This is a genomic window from Bacillus toyonensis BCT-7112 (genome assembly GCF_000496285.1).
GTDB lineage: Bacteria > Bacillota > Bacilli > Bacillales > Bacillaceae_G > Bacillus_A > Bacillus_A toyonensis.
Genome location: NC_022781.1, coordinates 3,648,053 through 3,662,981, shown reverse-complemented (window position 1 = coordinate 3,662,981; position 14,929 = coordinate 3,648,053). Strand labels below are relative to the sequence as shown.

The 14,929-nt window shown below is 34.9% G+C and carries 16 protein-coding genes and 2 pseudogenes; 4 read left to right on the top strand and 14 right to left on the bottom strand.

The annotated features are described in order from the left end of the window. Together hemE and BTOYO_RS18715 are read right to left on the bottom strand one after the other, a co-directional pair. Window positions 1–1,047: a uroporphyrinogen decarboxylase gene (hemE, locus tag BTOYO_RS18720; RefSeq protein ID WP_000252625.1), complete on the bottom strand. Its 1,047-nt coding sequence runs from the start codon at window positions 1,045–1,047 to the stop codon at window positions 1–3. 189 nt (window positions 1,048–1,236) lie between these two features. Next, window positions 1,237–3,354 (bottom strand): transglycosylase domain-containing protein, encoded by a 2,118-nt coding sequence (locus tag BTOYO_RS18715; RefSeq protein WP_000756256.1) that lies wholly within the window; start codon window positions 3,352–3,354, stop codon window positions 1,237–1,239. Between the two features lie 127 nt (window positions 3,355–3,481). Here BTOYO_RS18715 and hmoB point away from each other — a divergent pair, with 127 nt between their 5' ends. Continuing rightward, complete coding sequence (hmoB, locus tag BTOYO_RS18710) at window positions 3,482–3,985, top strand: heme-degrading monooxygenase HmoB (RefSeq protein ID WP_000644080.1); 504 nt, start codon at window positions 3,482–3,484, stop codon at window positions 3,983–3,985. A 129-nt stretch (window positions 3,986–4,114) separates the two neighbouring features. Here the strand turns inward: hmoB and BTOYO_RS18705 are convergent, their stop codons facing one another. The 4 genes and pseudogenes from BTOYO_RS18705 to BTOYO_RS27440 all read right to left on the bottom strand — a co-directional run. Beyond that, a complete protein-coding gene (locus BTOYO_RS18705; RefSeq protein ID WP_000278162.1) occupies window positions 4,115–5,530 on the bottom strand; it encodes a PH domain-containing protein in 1,416 nt (471 codons plus the stop codon). Next, window positions 5,523–5,999, bottom strand: a complete 477-nt coding sequence (locus BTOYO_RS18700; RefSeq protein WP_001182713.1) for a PH domain-containing protein — start codon at window positions 5,997–5,999, stop codon at window positions 5,523–5,525. Before BTOYO_RS18700 ends, BTOYO_RS18705 begins: the two co-directional genes overlap by 8 nt. 75 nt (window positions 6,000–6,074) lie before the next feature. Further along, window positions 6,075–6,371 carry a hypothetical protein gene (locus BTOYO_RS18695; protein ID WP_000606832.1) on the bottom strand — a complete coding sequence of 99 codons (297 nt, stop codon included), beginning with the start codon at window positions 6,369–6,371 and terminating at the stop codon, window positions 6,075–6,077. A gap of 316 nt (window positions 6,372–6,687) precedes the next feature. Continuing rightward, window positions 6,688–6,801, bottom strand: a pseudogene (locus BTOYO_RS27440) (MerR family transcriptional regulator); the annotation flags it as partial. A gap of 37 nt (window positions 6,802–6,838) precedes the next feature. Between BTOYO_RS27440 and BTOYO_RS18690 the strand changes: the two are divergent. Further along, entirely contained in the window at window positions 6,839–7,270 is a 432-nt protein-coding gene (locus BTOYO_RS18690) for a CatA-like O-acetyltransferase (RefSeq protein WP_000872488.1), read from the top strand. Between the two features lie 176 nt (window positions 7,271–7,446). After that, window positions 7,447–8,082 (top strand): pentapeptide repeat-containing protein, encoded by a 636-nt coding sequence (locus BTOYO_RS18685; protein WP_000687253.1) that lies wholly within the window; start codon window positions 7,447–7,449, stop codon window positions 8,080–8,082. A gap of 111 nt (window positions 8,083–8,193) precedes the next feature. Here the strand turns inward: BTOYO_RS18685 and BTOYO_RS18680 are convergent, their stop codons facing one another. The 8 genes and pseudogenes from BTOYO_RS18680 to BTOYO_RS18650 all read right to left on the bottom strand — a co-directional run bounded on the left by BTOYO_RS18680 (window position 8,194) and on the right by BTOYO_RS18650 (window position 14,610). Continuing rightward, complete coding sequence (locus BTOYO_RS18680; RefSeq protein ID WP_001228812.1) at window positions 8,194–9,141, bottom strand: hypothetical protein; 948 nt, start codon at window positions 9,139–9,141, stop codon at window positions 8,194–8,196. Between the two features lie 682 nt (window positions 9,142–9,823). Beyond that, window positions 9,824–10,003: pseudogene (locus tag BTOYO_RS28340) on the bottom strand (LPXTG cell wall anchor domain-containing protein); the annotation flags it as partial. Between the two features lie 202 nt (window positions 10,004–10,205). Beyond that, a complete protein-coding gene (locus tag BTOYO_RS18675) occupies window positions 10,206–10,649 on the bottom strand; it encodes a hypothetical protein (RefSeq protein WP_002038107.1) in 444 nt (147 codons plus the stop codon). Window positions 10,650–11,002: 353 nt separating this feature from the next. Beyond that, complete coding sequence (locus tag BTOYO_RS18670; RefSeq protein WP_000625391.1) at window positions 11,003–11,656, bottom strand: DUF975 family protein; 654 nt, start codon at window positions 11,654–11,656, stop codon at window positions 11,003–11,005. Between the two features lie 223 nt (window positions 11,657–11,879). Next, complete coding sequence (locus tag BTOYO_RS18665) at window positions 11,880–13,310, bottom strand: PH domain-containing protein (RefSeq protein WP_000278182.1); 1,431 nt, start codon at window positions 13,308–13,310, stop codon at window positions 11,880–11,882. Continuing rightward, a complete protein-coding gene (locus BTOYO_RS18660; RefSeq protein ID WP_000371350.1) occupies window positions 13,303–13,779 on the bottom strand; it encodes a PH domain-containing protein in 477 nt (158 codons plus the stop codon). The genes BTOYO_RS18665 and BTOYO_RS18660 overlap by 8 nt, the downstream gene beginning before the upstream one ends. A gap of 79 nt (window positions 13,780–13,858) precedes the next feature. Beyond that, a complete protein-coding gene (locus tag BTOYO_RS27770) occupies window positions 13,859–14,026 on the bottom strand; it encodes a hypothetical protein (protein ID WP_000783814.1) in 168 nt (55 codons plus the stop codon). A gap of 2 nt (window positions 14,027–14,028) precedes the next feature. Further along, on the bottom strand, window positions 14,029–14,610 hold the full coding sequence (locus tag BTOYO_RS18650) for a TetR/AcrR family transcriptional regulator (RefSeq protein ID WP_000164841.1): 582 nt from the start codon (window positions 14,608–14,610) through the stop codon (window positions 14,029–14,031). 157 nt (window positions 14,611–14,767) lie between these two features. On the opposite strand from BTOYO_RS18650, the gene BTOYO_RS18645 reads away from it, so the two are divergent. Continuing rightward, window positions 14,768–14,911, top strand: coding sequence for a YjcZ family sporulation protein (locus BTOYO_RS18645; protein WP_079519487.1), 144 nt, complete (start codon window positions 14,768–14,770; stop codon window positions 14,909–14,911). The last annotated feature ends 18 nt before the right edge of the window (window positions 14,912–14,929 follow it).

Here is a 14,929-nt window from a genome sequence, read left to right as displayed (position 1 = left end):
TTACTTCGCTAACTGTTCTTTAGAGTACTCATGAATAAATGTAGTTAAACGTTTTAATGTATCTGGATTTACTTCTGGGAATACACCGTGACCTAAGTTAAAGATATAACCCGGCTGCTTCATCCCTTGATCTAAAATACCTTTTACATGTTCTTCAATAACAGACCATGGTGCAAGTAAGAACGAAGGATCCATATTACCTTGTACCGCCTTATAAACGCCGCGTGCACGCGCTTCTTCAATCGGTAAACGCCAGTCTAAACCGACTACATCAAGAGGCAGATCATGCCATTCGTTCACTAAATGTGCAGCTCCTACGCCGTGCATAATCATCGGTACACCCATCGTACGAACTTCTGCAAAAATACGTTCCATTGCTGGTTTAATAAATACGCGATAATCTACTACATTTACTGTTCCAACCCATGAATCGAAAATTTGAACTGCTTTTGCTCCTGCGTTAATTTGCGCTTTTAAATATGTAATAACCATATCAGCAAGCTTATCCATTAAAGCGAACCAAGCTTTCGGCTCTGCATACATAAACGCTTTCGTATTATGGTAGTTACGAGATGGACCGCCTTCAATCATATAGCTCGCTAGCGTAAATGGAGCTCCTGAAAAACCGATTAACGGTACGTCTAACATTTCTGTCGTTAATAAACGAATCGTATCTAATATGTACGGTACGTCATCTTCTGGATTGATTTCCCCTAGTTTTTCTACGTCTTGTAAAGAACGGATTGGATTATCAATTACTGGTCCAATACCAGATTTAATTTCTACATCCACACCAATTGCAGGTAGTGGTGACATAATATCTTTATAAAGAATTGCTGCGTCTACGTTATATTGATCAACTGGTAACTTTGTAACGTAAGCACATAACTCTGGATTGTGTGTAATTTCAAATAAAGAATATTTTTCTTTTATCTTTCTATATTCCGGCTGCGAACGACCTGCTTGACGCATATACCATGCTGGTACATACTCTGTACGTTCCCCCCTACATGCTTTTAAAAATGTCTCATTTATAGTTCTTACCAAGACCCTTGCTCCCTTCCCTACCAATGCTTTTGCTTTAAATACGTTCTATTCCGATATTTATCTTTTTTTACTATACAGCTTGTAAAAACAAATTGCATAACATTATGTACGTTGTTCATGAAATTGACACAAACATTCGTAAAACCGCTTACTATTTTCACAACATTCTTATTATAACACAGAGAAAATCTATGGTTTAGCTACTTTTGACTTTTCTCCTTCACGGTTCGTTTGTGTGTTAAATGGCACAACGTAAAAACTCGGTTTTGAGAATATGTTAATAAACTTTTCCTCATATTCTCCGACACCTGTTACAGTACTCACATGCGTATGAATTCCGTTTTCCACTCTATAAATTCGATACATAATTCTTTCATCTGGAAGTGGTGTCCAGCTTAATTTTGCTTTAAATAAACCGAAAGGACTAAATGATAGTTTCATTTTTACATCTTCAATCTTGCGCAACCGAATTGGGGCACCAATCGTTTCTACACCTTCTGGCTGCATAAACTTTTCTTTCTGTTCTACATTTGCCTTCGTTAAAATTTTCTTAAATAACTTCGTTGCAGCTGCACTTTCGCCTTGCAATTTGTGCTCTTTATCCGTGTGATCATAGCCGACCCAAACTGCTCCCACTAAATTCGGCGTATATCCAACAAACCACATATCCCTTGCTCCATTATCATCATTAGGAATTGAAGTGGTACCCGTTTTTCCAGCCAACGCACCGTTATAGACACCTACTTTGGCTGTCCCTTCCTTTACAACTCCTTCTAACATTTTCGTCATATACCATGCTGTTTGTTTCGAGAAGACTTTCGTCTCTACTTTTGGCGATTCTCCAATGACTGCGCCGTGTCTATTTAACACTTTATCAATAACATGTGGCTCAATAATATTGCCGTTTGCTAAAAATGCACGATACATTTTTACAAGATCAAATGGTGAAACACCGTTTTTCAGCCCACCAAGCGCTGTACTTAACCCAGTATCTGCAATATGAACATTTCCTTTCTCTAAATATTGCTTTCCTTCTTCGACCCCTAACTCATTTAATAAAGAAACTGCCGGTACGTTTGCTGAATCTAAAATCGCATCATACATCGTCATTTCTTTCGTATATTGACGATTGTAATTTCGAGGTTCATAACCTTCAAAAGAAGCTTTGTCATTTGTTAATAACGAATACGGATTATACTTTTTCGTTTCTAATGCTGGTGCATAAACGATAAGTGGTTTCAGAACAGAGCCCGGTTGCCTTTTTGCAAAAATACGATTAAATCCTCTCGGGACATACTTTCTTCCGCCAATCGCAGCTTTAATCCCGCCCGTACGATTATCCATTAATAAAAATGCACCTTGCGCCCCATTTTCTTTACCAGGGAAATTGCGCGCATCTTGAAACTGGTTATACGCCACCTTTTGAATCTTTTCATCCATCGATACGACAAACGTATATCCTCCGCGAAGTACTTCTTGATGAGACAATCCGTATAAACGAGCCGCTTCATCTATGACCATATCAATATACGGCATATATGCGAGTTCATTCTCATCTAAGTTTTTATATAGAGCAATTGTCTTTCCTTGATAGCGAACGCTTTCTTCAGCAGTCAAATAACCTTGTCTATGCATAAGTGACAATACTAGATCACGGCGTTCTTTACTCTTCTCTGGAGAAAAATACGGTGAATATCCGTTTGGCGACTTCGGAAGACCTGCAAGCATTGCCCCTTCTTCTACTGTTAAATCTTCTACATTTTTATTAAAATACAACTTTGCTGCAGCTTGAATACCGTAAGCTCCATGTCCAAAATAAATATGATTCATATACATTTCAAGAATTTGTTGCTTCGTATATTTTTGCTCTAATTGAAGGGAGATTGCGACTTCCTTCAACTTACGCGTAAATGTTTTTTCACGAGTTAAAAAGACGTTTTTAGCAAGTTGCTGCGTAATCGTACTACCGCCTTCGACCTTCTCTCCAGCTAACGTGTCTTTATAAAGAGCACGGAATATTGACGGATAATCAATTCCTTGATGCTCATAAAAACGAGAATCTTCCACCGCAATAAACGACTGCTGCACGTATTTTGGAATTTGCTCGATTGGTACGAGGTCTCTATTTTCTACGTATAATTTCGTAATTTCTTTCCCTTTCTGGTCAACGATACGTGATGAAGAGTGGAAAACGAGCTGCTTTTCATCCATCATATAGCCACCAGCTAACACAATAAGTTTATAGATTACAATCGCTAATACAAGCGTCGCTAACCCACCTAATAAAGTCCACTTTACTTTCTTCATACATCGGCCTTCTTTCCAAATGATGGTACATTTATTATTTGAAAAAGAAGTATCTTTATGTATATAATCTTCGAAGTTTTTTAAGAGAGTTGATATAATAGAAACAAATAAGTAAGGGGGCACTAAAATGAAGGCTATTATTTCATACGAAACACCTCTAGAACAAGCACATTTCACTGCAAAAAATAATGAAAAAGATATGTTTTATAAAGAAAATACAGAAGAATCTGTAGAAGGATCTCTTCAATATGACGTACTAGATGCTGTTGGCGAATTTAAAGGACAACCTGGCTATATCGTTTGTAACAACATTTCTGTCACAGACGAAGGTCGCCCTGTATTTGAAAACCGTTTTAAAAACCGTGCAGGCCTTATTGAAAACGAACCAGGATTTCAAGCGATCCGCGTTCTACGCCCATTAAGTAACGATACATATGTCATCTTAACGATGTGGGAAACAGAGCAAAACTTTAAAGACTGGACAGAATCACGTTCATTCGAAAACGCTCATAAAAAACGTCCTGCACAAGCAGAGGGACAATCACAGGCTCAGGCGCATCCACATGCAGAACAGCAAAAGAGTATTTTCTCTCGTCCTTCTTTTGTGACTACTTTTGATGTGTTAGTTTAATTAAAAAGTAATACAACACTAGGAGTACGTGAAATTATACCAACGATTTTTCGAATATATCTATCACATCTTGAAATATATCAACGATTCGACTAAAGATATCCATTTAATAACAAAAAGGAAACACCACTACACACCGGTGTTTCCTTTTTCTTTGTACCAATTATATATACGAAGTGTGTCCTCTTTTCGCATGTGCTTCACTTTATAACGATGCCCTGCTACCGATACGGCAGCTGTACATAACTCGTCTTTCTTTTGAAAATATGATTGATTGTACCCCACCGCTTGAATATGCCTTCTACGCATGATTCCTGTATATTTCGCAAGACCTCTGTACACCATCGTTAATTGATTTTCTCTCATCATATAACCGCCGCTAGTATAACGAGCGTATGCGAGTATTGTAAATCCGATACATAGCGGGATAAGAGTGAATAACGCGATATATTGTTTGAAATATATACTCGCACTAACGATCGGCACAGCGAGCACAGCAGTTGTAATCCAGCCCATGATGATGTAACGGCGCAATGCCGCTTTCGGTAAATAAACGATTTCCTCTTCCATTTCATACGGCAACTGTAAATATGCGAGTAACTGCTGCACATCTTTTTTCTTCATAAAAGGATGTAGCATCACTTCATTCCCAGCGGATTCTATACTTTGAATGACTTCTACTTCCACAGAACAATAACCGAAAGGCTGACGGAGAATGCCTTCTTTCACAGTAATTGCTTGAATACGGTGCAATTTTAACACAAACTCTTTCTTATCAAATAACCCTTGTACGATGCGAATTTCATTTCCGTTTCGCTCAATTTTAAAGTTTGCATATTTTAACGCATAGCCTGCTGTTGAAATAACCCAAGAAATTGCCATTAAAATTGCTGCCATAACGATTAATTCATATACACCGTTATCCATCACATACGCTTCCACTTTATTAATGAACCATTCTGGTAGAAATTGATTAAACTCTGTGTAAAGGATTACTAACATAGAAAACACTAATCCAAATCTACCAGATGTAATAGATGCGAATAAAATTTCTTTCGCTTTTAACTGATAAACTGTCTTACTACCTTCTTCCGCAGGCACCTCTTCAGCCACAACGCTTCTTTCTTTATGCAATAAAGCAATTAGTGCCTTCGCTTCATCTTCTTTAATACCAGCTAACATCACTTCTGGCTCACTACCGCCGCCTGCAACTTCTATATTTAATTTTGTAAGTCCAAGTATTTGATAAATGATGTTAGAAGATGTACTAACATTTTGCACACGTTCTTTATTTAAGTAGCTTTCTTTCTTTACAAACACACCATGCTTTATATGTAAAATATTATTCTCAATCCAGTACACTTTGAAATACCATTTCACAGCGGAGAAAATAGCCATCACGAATAAAAGAAACAACAAAACAAAATAAAATAAATACCAAGGCTCATTTTCATCAGAGCGAAATATTACAAGAAGGATAAAAGGAAATAAACCCGAAATTCGAATACTCAATAATATCGTGATCGGATGCTGCCTCTTATACATCCTTATCACTCACTTTCGCAAGTTCTCCAATTTGTCTTTTCAGCTGTTCTGCTTCTTCTTTCGTTAAACCTGGAATACTATGAGAAGTTGCTGCTGTTGAAATGTGTAATTCTGCTAAATTATACTTTCTCATAATCGGCCCTTGCTCAATCGTTACGTGCTGCACACGGATCATCGGAATAAGTACACGTTTTACAACGAACATTCCCTTTTGAATCTCAATCTCTTCTTCATTTAATCTGTAACTATAATAGCGTTGACGTAAATTTGGAAATACAAAATAATCAAGCGGGATAAATGTAATAGCTCCTGTTACTAACAATCCGAACAGCCAACCCCACCAGTTAAAGTTAATCATAAAAAAGAAATACGCAATTACGACTGCTAGTATAACTGCCGCCCCAATTAAAGCGTGAATTCGCCACACTTTCAGCATATTAGAATGAATCTCCCTTTCTAACGGCTGCATCTCATCACTCCAATTATATGAATGTATTACTTATATATTAGTTGGTATATACATTTTTGTAAAATTATAGTTTTTTTACATCGTATCAAGCATTTCTTTAAAATTCCCTTCATTAATCGAATACACTTGAAACTGGATGTAATCTATCTCATTCGTATCTGGTTTAGCAAATGGCAAAATGTTAAATCTCGCCGCCGATCTTCCTAGCATATCTACAATCATAAGAGAAACGCCAATATATTTGAAGTCTATACGGAATACTACTGCTTCTTTTGTAAACTCATAATCTTTAATCGCATCATAAGACTTATTCGCACTTATGAGCGTCACTTTTAATAATTGATTTAAATTTTCTGGTTTAAAATTAATCATATATACAGCTCCTTTTTTTAACAAAAAACTACGAAAATAGTGTAATCTTTTCCTTTCACGGCTTCACACATCAATTATATAAAAAATAAAGCTAGTTTTTTATAAATTTTTTGATATAATTACATACGGGAAAAGGGAAGAATTTTGTCTTCCCTTGTGTTTTTTATTTGCATCTAGTACTTTTGCTAGATGCCTTTTTTTATACTAAAAAAGCATCCTCAAAGTATGTGAGGATACCTTTTCAACAATTGTACTTACATAATCCAGCTTCATTTTCTAGTTTATATTATTTCTGAGTATACTCTAAAGTTCGTTTTCATTCATTCTCTATAAGCAATTGCATTTGGCAACTGTAAGAATCCGTACTAAAAAACTCATCTAATAATTCCACTTCAATGCAATTTTTAATTGTTACATTATTTTTCTCTATTTTTAATGTAACTAAATCGGTTAACAAGATTCCGAATTTGAAGTATGCCCACATAAATAAGCAATTAGTAGAATGGCAAGAATTAGTGCCGACATTTACGAACTTTAATCAAGAAACAGGGCTATTTTATAGTTTATGGTTGGAAGAATTAACAGATTATAGATCAGTTGATCGTGAGTACAAAAGGCTTATAAAAAACTATGCAAACACAACAGATATCGCACCAATGGGAGTTGTTCCGCCCAACGTGGTGAATCTTTCATCCATTCCTTGGATGCATTTTGAACATTTTTCATCTCATCAAGGAGCTATCAAAAATAATGTAACACCAATGATTACTAGTGGAAAGTACGAAAAAGTTGGTTCACAGTTGCTAATGCCAGTGAATATTAAAGTTCATCATGCAACAGTAGATGGCTATCATGTATCGTTGTTTTTTGAAATACTACAACGTGAAATGAACCGTTAATTTTTAGAGAATACATGAGTATGCTTTTATTGCTAAAGTTAATCGAAGTATAGTCATAAAAAATCATTTAAAATAAGAGATGAAATTTCAACACGGCGCTTGCTCGCTGCGTACTAACTATGTATAGAACATACCATTTTTTCTAGCTAACTAATTCAATGAAAGAAGGATATAATATGAAAATTGATAGACCAAAAATTTCGCCAGAGTTATCTTTAAAGAATTTTCACGATATTTTTTATGAAGAAGATTCAACATTAGAAATGTGTGAAATCATCGATTCCACTTTTGAAAATGAATCTGTAGATAGAGTGCGTTTATATAATGCAGTGATAAAAAATTGTAAGTTTACCAATACAGACTTTAGCAGTATTGATATTACAGATGTTTGTTTTGAGAACTGCGATTTATCAAATGTTAATTTAAGCAACTCTTCTGTTCACAGAGTCGAATTTAAAAACAGTAAATTAATTGGCGTTAATTTTACAGAATCTAGCTTAGGAAATGTTACATTTGAAAATTCAATTTTGAATTTAGCTTCACTTGGAAATTCTAAACTAGAAAAGATCATATTTAATGCAACTTCATTAAATAATGCAGATTTTTTTGACTGTAAACTAAAAAAAGTTGAATTCAATTCATGTAGCCTTGACGAAGCAAATTTTGATCAAACATCACTGAAGGGAATAGATATTAGTTCTTCTAATTTTGATACACTTACCGTTTCAGTGAACAATCTAAGAGGATGTAAAGTATCATCATATCAAGCTATTCAGTTTGCAACATTACTCGGATTAATAATTAAAGATTAGTCATAAAGAACGATTTAAAATGTAAAAAGGTATCCTCGTACTTGAAGGATACCTTTTTATTATCTCTATTTTTGACAGATTACTGTTTTGTATCATATTCTTTTCATCAATCTAGTGCACTTCAACAATTGTACCATCTTCGAATACTTTGAATACACCAGTAAATCCTGATCCAGCTGCACCTTCTATTTTATATGTCGTACGCACTCTTATTTGATAATATTTCTTTCCATTTTCTACTTGCGTATTCTCTAACGTGTAATCATATTCTTCTTTATATTCATTTTTAATATATTCTTTAGCTTTCTCAAAAGTAAATGCATCTTGATTCTTTCCTGTCTCTACCTCTTGATTCTTCTCTGGATCTGTTTTTTGGTTCTTTTCTGTTGCTACCTTTTGATTCTTTTCTGCCTCTACTTTTTGGTTCTTTTCTGTTGCTACCTTTTGATTCTTTTCAGGCTCCACTTTTTGACTCGTTCCTGCATCTGTTTTTTGTGCCTTCGGTGCTGCTGTTTCACTCTTTGCAGTTTTTTCCTCTTCACCAATTTTAGTAACTAATCCTACAGCTTTTTTATTATATTCTTCAAAGTTCTTGTTACCTTTCGTTTCGGAAACTAGCTTATCTAATATCTCTTTCGCTTCTGCATAATTTTTCTTACTTATGAACTCTTCACTTTTCGTCAGTTGCTCGCTATATTTCTTTTTTTGTTCTAAGATGGCTAGTAATGCTGTTCGTTCTTCCTTCGCTTGTTTTAACAGCGTATTACTTCCATTCTTCACGCTCTCTACTTTTTCAAATGACTTGATTGACTCTTCTACCTTTGTTTCCTCTTTTAACTTCACTGCTTCAATCATTGCTTTCGTTTGTTCTACAAGTACTTTTACATCTGAATCATCTTTTTTCTCATCTAGCGCTCGTTCAAATGACGATAAGGCTGTTTTATATTCTTTATTCGTTAGTGCAGTCTTTCCCTCATCCATTGCTTTTTCAAAGTTCCCATTACTACATCCAGCCAACATTAAAAATGTAAGTCCAATTACCGTTAATAACTTTCTCATTTTCTCTCCCCCTATATACTCCTAAAACAATAACATCATATGTATAAAAGTCTGTGTAGTACTTAGACTAACAGTAAAATATGTACTACATTGTGTGCGGGAAAGGAAGTACATTTCATTTACTATCATTACTTAAAACTCCTAAATAGTTGGTAGTCTTCTTCTTTTAAGACCGAAAAGAATTTTAATAATGCGGATAAAGCTCCCACTCAAAATCTTTACTACACACTCTCATACACATAGAAAAACTATTTTTAGTTTATAGTTTGTTATTTCTTCAACTTTAAATATTCTCAGTTGATTGGAAATACGAACTACAACTCGTAATCTATCGAAAACATAAGAAAACAAAACGTAACAAAAGTTACGTTTTGTAACTTATCTGTAACACAAATGTAACATAACGTTTTTAAACATACAATAGTTTTTTTTTACATTATTTTCCCTACCTACCGTTGGACTATCCCCCTTCAAACATGTAAGGAAAGAAACTTCTTTCCTTACGCGTTAAAATTAATTAAATAGATAGCCCTTTTTTCAACAAAACACTATGAAAACGTGAGGACATTTATCTTCCCTTGTATTTTTATTTGCATCTAGTACTTTTGCTAGATGCTTTTTTTATGCCAAATAAAATAAAAAAGGTATCCTCAAATACTTGAAGGATACCTTTTCACTTTTATTATCTCTGCTGTTTTCTACCTAATACGAGTAATCCAAAACTCATCATTACAAGAAATGCTCCCATATATGGTTCCACAGGCATTTTCTGTCCTGTCTTCGGTAATTCTTTTTCAGGTTTTTCTGGATTTGGTGTTCCAGGCTTCTCTGGATCTGTTGTTTCCGGTTTTTCTGGACCTGGGGGTTCTTCTTCTATTGTTCTACCCCGCTATTTGCCGGCCAGTAAAACTCCCACCTCAAAATTCAGCTAGAACAAAGGGGTTAGGCGGGAGGTCAACTGTCCATAAATGCCCGATTGGTGAGGGCTAATAATCAGTGGGGAATGAACAAAATCCCCACTGATTAAAGTTTCACCTTATACCCACAACAAAGACAAGTGTATTTCATGTTCCCACTCCATTACTAACTTGTTTTTTCTCCCATATATCCCGACCCACAAAGAATGTAACAGCACAAATCATAGTTATCCCCATGAAAAAAATATTGGAATCTTCATATGTATTTGGAATCCCTACCGTTATGAAAACAATACTAAAAGCTAAGAGTAAATATAATAATACAGATATAATATAGCTCAATTTAAATCGTAAAATGATACCTCTAAACAATATCTCACCAAGAAGACATCCACCTAAAATAATAGGTACTCCGAAATACAATGTAAGGACTCCCATTTGCGAAATAGATTGAATTATCTTTCCAAGTATGTTCGGCGAAATCATCTCATTATTTTTTCCCATCCTATCATATAAATCAAGTGCCGTTGCTGAAATAAAGAAACTTAATATAGAAAATGAATACGGAATTAAAAATTTGCTCACTCTCATTCACCTCACTTTTTTCCTTTCATATATATTATTCACTATTTTCTATCATTTTCACATAAAAAAATAACCCTCTATGATAAAACATAGAGGGAAGAATTTCTATATAAAAACCTATACCTTATCCTGAAGTGAATTCCGAAAACAGAACACATATCAAAACACCTAAACCATCTGCTCCCTATATTCGGTTTAGATGTTTTATCCCGCTATTTGCGGGCAGTAAGACCCCCACCTCAAAATTTAGCGAAAGCAAAGAAGTTAGGTGAGGAATCAACTGCCCGTAAACACCCGATTAGTTCAACTAATAATCAGTGGGGATAAAGAACCCCCCACTGATTATTAGTTGAACTTTATTAGAAAGTAGTACCTTCTTTTTTGTAATATTCTTTTGAAATCTCTTCATAAAACGCTGCCGATGTCGAATAGAAGTAAGGTGCTAACCATAAGAAACCGATTCCTATAGTAAGAATACTTAAGATGAACCAGCCAAGGAAACTTAAGCATAGTAAAAAGTAATCCATTTTATGTCCGTTCATCATATGGCGACTTTCGGTAATTGCTTGATTCGCTGTGTATTCTGGATGATCATTCAAAATAAAATACGTCATAGAATAAGAAAATGATTTAATAATACCCGGAATAATAAGAAGTAATGTCCATAGAATTACGTATACATACATTAGTAAATATGTTAAAAATGCCTTCATAAACTTACTTCCATCGCTAAACCATCTAAATACATGACCAATACTAGCATTAGTTCCACGAATTACATTTAAAACTAGGTAATAAGCACCCGTTGTTAACGGACCGATAATAAGCATTGCAATAATAGTTACTGTAAGCGAATCACTTGCTTCTTCCCAACCCCAAAACATTGAGAAAATACCTGTGGTTAGAAATTCCACAGCTCCAATAAGAATTCCAATTAATAAGGTTGCTCCTACCGCTAATCCCCATTTTCCTTTTAATGCATCAAGTGCTTCTCTTTTCAACTGACTTATCATACATAGCCTCCTAATATTATTTCTACATTAGTATACCATTTATATCAAATATTTCACGAATTTCCCTGAAATAGAAGTATACTTTCTTTTCCCTGATACATATTCATTTATGTGCGCTGTAGTACTCATATATGGATTGGACTAAAGAAAACTTAGTTCAATTGTAAACTACTCATTTCTCTATAAAAAAGCCTGCCTATCATACTAGGCAAGCCTTTTTAAACTAATCCTCACTTATTCTCTTCTTATACCAATCCTGCATTCTCTCTGCATCTTCTACTCTCGTATGCTCTAATTTATAATTCGATGATGCACTAGAAAACTTATACGTACATAAGTCTACGCGGCGCTGGAAATATGATTGTGTCTTCTCCATTGATTGGACGTGTCTTCTTCTTACAAGTCCTGTATATTTTCCAATACTACGATACACAAATGTAATTTGTTCTCCGTTTACACCGTAACCATTTGTTTTAAATGTTGCGTATCCAAGTGTAAAGATGAGGATCGCGAGCGGTAATAATGCCCACATGATGTAATACTTTTCAAAGTATATGCTGATTCCTGTCAGCGGAATTGCTAGCATGGCGAAGAAGATGAAACTATCAATGAGATAGCGCCGCAATGCTGCTTTTGGTAATGAAATAATATTTGTATTCAGTTCATATGGTAATTGTAAATGCGTGAGTAACTGTTGCACGCGATCTTTTCGAATGATAGGATGTAGCGTAACTTTTTCTTCTTTTCCTTCACTTTGAATGACTTCTACTTGCACAGCACAATAACCGAATGGTTGGCGTAATATACCTTCTTTTATCGTAATACCTTGAATGCGGTGTAACTTTAATACGAGTTCTTTTTTCTCCAGTAATCCTTGCGAAATACGGACTTCATCATTTTTTCGATTGACTGTGAAATCCCCATGTTTTAACGCATATCCAATTGTAGATATAATCCAAGAAACGACAAGTAAAATAGCTACCATGTAAATCCAGCCATATATATCATGATCCATAACATAAGACTCTACGCTATTTTTGATCCATTTCGGAATATACTCGTCCACTTGGTTATAAACGAAAAATATTAAAGAGAATAATAATCCAAATTGACCAGATGTAACAGACGCTATTAAAATCTCTTTCCACGTTAACTTGTACTCTGTCGTTTGTTTTTCCTCTGTAATAATTTCTTTTTGTACTACTTCTTCTGATGTTTCTTCTACTTTTACTACCGAGGTTGGCTCATTTAACATTGTAATAAGCTTTGTTGCCTCTTCTACCGTAATACCAGCTAAACTAACTTCCGGCTCATTTCCTCCGCCAGCTGTTTCAATTTTAATTTTCTTTAGTCCTAACACTTGGTACAGCATGCCTGAACTTGTATTAATCGTTTGAACACGTTCTTTATTTAAGTAGCTCTCCTTCTTCACAAAGAGCCCTTCTTTAATATGTAATACGTTATTTTCGACCCAATATACTTTGTAGTACCAGCCTACGATAGCTGAAACAATCGTGATTACCGCAAAACCGATAGGAACTAAATACCAAAATGGAAACTTTCCTTTTAAACTAAAAAGAAAAATAATAAATGGTATAAAATCTGTTATTTTTAATTCTAATAACATCGTGATTGGATGCTGCCTCTTATACATCCTCATCACTCACTTTCGCTAATTCTGCGATTTTCGTTTTCAACATTTCTGCCTCATACATCGTTAAACCTGGGATACTATGAGAAGTCGCCGCTGTTGAAATGTGTAATTCTGCTAATCCGTATTTCCTCATAATTGGCCCTTGTTCAATTGTAACGTGCTGCACACGAATCATCGGTACTAATACACGTTTTACGACGAAAAGACCGTGCTGAATTTCAAGTTCTTCTTCATTTAGTTGGTAGCTATAGTAACGTTGACGCAATTTCGGGAATGTAAAGTAATCAAGCGGCGTATATACAATTGTTAATCCGATGAGCACATAAAAAATCCAAGCCCACCAATTAAACTTAATCATAAAGAAAAGATATGCCAAAATGACGATAATACTAATTCCTAACTCAATTAAGGAACGCGTTTTCCACACCTTGACCATGTCAGGGTGAATTTCATTTTTCAATGGATCCATGTAACCACTCCAAATCTAGTAATCTAATATATGAATACTCTCAATCTATATTTTACATAACTTTACAGAAAATTGAAATTTAATTATCTTTCTTCTCTGGAATAAAATATCCGAACCAAAGTAACCAAATGAAACCGATTAACTTCAGCCAACTTCCATCCGCCTGAAAAGCCTCTATCATACCTGGAATTTTATACACTCCAATGAATCCAAGAAAACCGAGCCACCAGTTTTTTTGCATTTTCACTTTTACTCCTCCTTTATGACGTTTTTCACATTTCGAATCCAAATTTCTTTATACTTTAACTGGAATCCCATTAACATGTAGTTGCTCATATTATCGATAACGAGCGCTAACGTATGAGCATTCTCTTCTGTTGCATGTTGTGACACAACGTCAAGTTCTACACCTTGCTTTAATAAATCATGAAAGCCATTTAAAAACTCTTCTTGTATTTCAAATAAACGTTTCTGATACTTTTCATTTCGCGCCGCAGTTACGATAAATTCATTTATGACGCGTAATATACCTTCTTGTCCTTCATACTCAGACAACATATGTAAACCATCTGCAATTAACTTTTTTGCAAAATTTTCTTTCGTATATTGATCTTTATCGAAGTAAGAAGAGAAATGATACCCAGAAAAAATTTCTTCAAATAAAAAATCTACTAACGCTTCTTTAGAAGAAAAATGATAGTAAATGGCCGGTTTTGAAATACCTACCTCTTTCGCAATCATGGAAAGGCTCATTTTCTCAATACCGTGCTCTGCCATAAGTTTAAATGACGCCTCTACAATGTTCTGCGATGTTTGTAAATTCTTTGTCATACTGTACCTCACTTGTTTTTACTTACCGGTCGGTAAGTAAATTATAAAATGAAACGAAATGATTTTCAAGTTAGTTAGCACTTTAGAAGGGGGGTTATTGGTAAATGTAGAAAAACATAAAGTAAAAGCAATATATAACAATAAGGAGGATGTTCATATGGGACTTGGTGGTAAAGGCGGTAGCGGCGGAACTGGCGGCGGTGAAGCTGGACAAGCTGGTAAGAGCGGATTTCCATTCATCATTGTACTCTTTATCGTATTAATTATAGTTGGAGCTAGCTATAGTGGACTTGGCTTCTAAGAAAAGGCGTCCTACATT

Excerpts from the sequence above, each read along its gene's own strand:
- BTOYO_RS18670 (WP_000625391.1), bottom strand. The coding sequence starts at position 11,656 with ATGATAAGTCAGTTGAAAAGAGAAGCACTTGATGCATTAAAAGGAAAA.
- BTOYO_RS18715 (WP_000756256.1), bottom strand. The coding sequence starts at position 3,354 with ATGAAGAAAGTAAAGTGGACTTTATTAGGTGGGTTAGCGACGCTTGTA.
- BTOYO_RS18700 (WP_001182713.1), bottom strand. The coding sequence starts at position 5,999 with ATGCAGCCGTTAGAAAGGGAGATTCATTCTAATATGCTGAAAGTGTGG.
- BTOYO_RS18665 (WP_000278182.1), bottom strand. The coding sequence starts at position 13,310 with ATGTATAAGAGGCAGCATCCAATCACGATGTTATTAGAATTAAAAATA.
- hmoB (WP_000644080.1), top strand. The coding sequence starts at position 3,482 with ATGAAGGCTATTATTTCATACGAAACACCTCTAGAACAAGCACATTTC.
- BTOYO_RS18695 (WP_000606832.1), bottom strand. The coding sequence starts at position 6,371 with ATGATTAATTTTAAACCAGAAAATTTAAATCAATTATTAAAAGTGACG.
- BTOYO_RS18650 (WP_000164841.1), bottom strand. The coding sequence starts at position 14,610 with ATGACAAAGAATTTACAAACATCGCAGAACATTGTAGAGGCGTCATTT.
- BTOYO_RS18685 (WP_000687253.1), top strand. The coding sequence starts at position 7,447 with ATGAAAATTGATAGACCAAAAATTTCGCCAGAGTTATCTTTAAAGAAT.
- BTOYO_RS18660 (WP_000371350.1), bottom strand. The coding sequence starts at position 13,779 with ATGGATCCATTGAAAAATGAAATTCACCCTGACATGGTCAAGGTGTGG.
- BTOYO_RS18675 (WP_002038107.1), bottom strand. The coding sequence starts at position 10,649 with ATGAGAGTGAGCAAATTTTTAATTCCGTATTCATTTTCTATATTAAGT.
- BTOYO_RS18705 (WP_000278162.1), bottom strand. The coding sequence starts at position 5,530 with ATGTATAAGAGGCAGCATCCGATCACGATATTATTGAGTATTCGAATT.
- BTOYO_RS18680 (WP_001228812.1), bottom strand. The coding sequence starts at position 9,141 with ATGAGAAAGTTATTAACGGTAATTGGACTTACATTTTTAATGTTGGCT.
- BTOYO_RS18645 (WP_079519487.1), top strand. The coding sequence starts at position 14,768 with ATGGGACTTGGTGGTAAAGGCGGTAGCGGCGGAACTGGCGGCGGTGAA.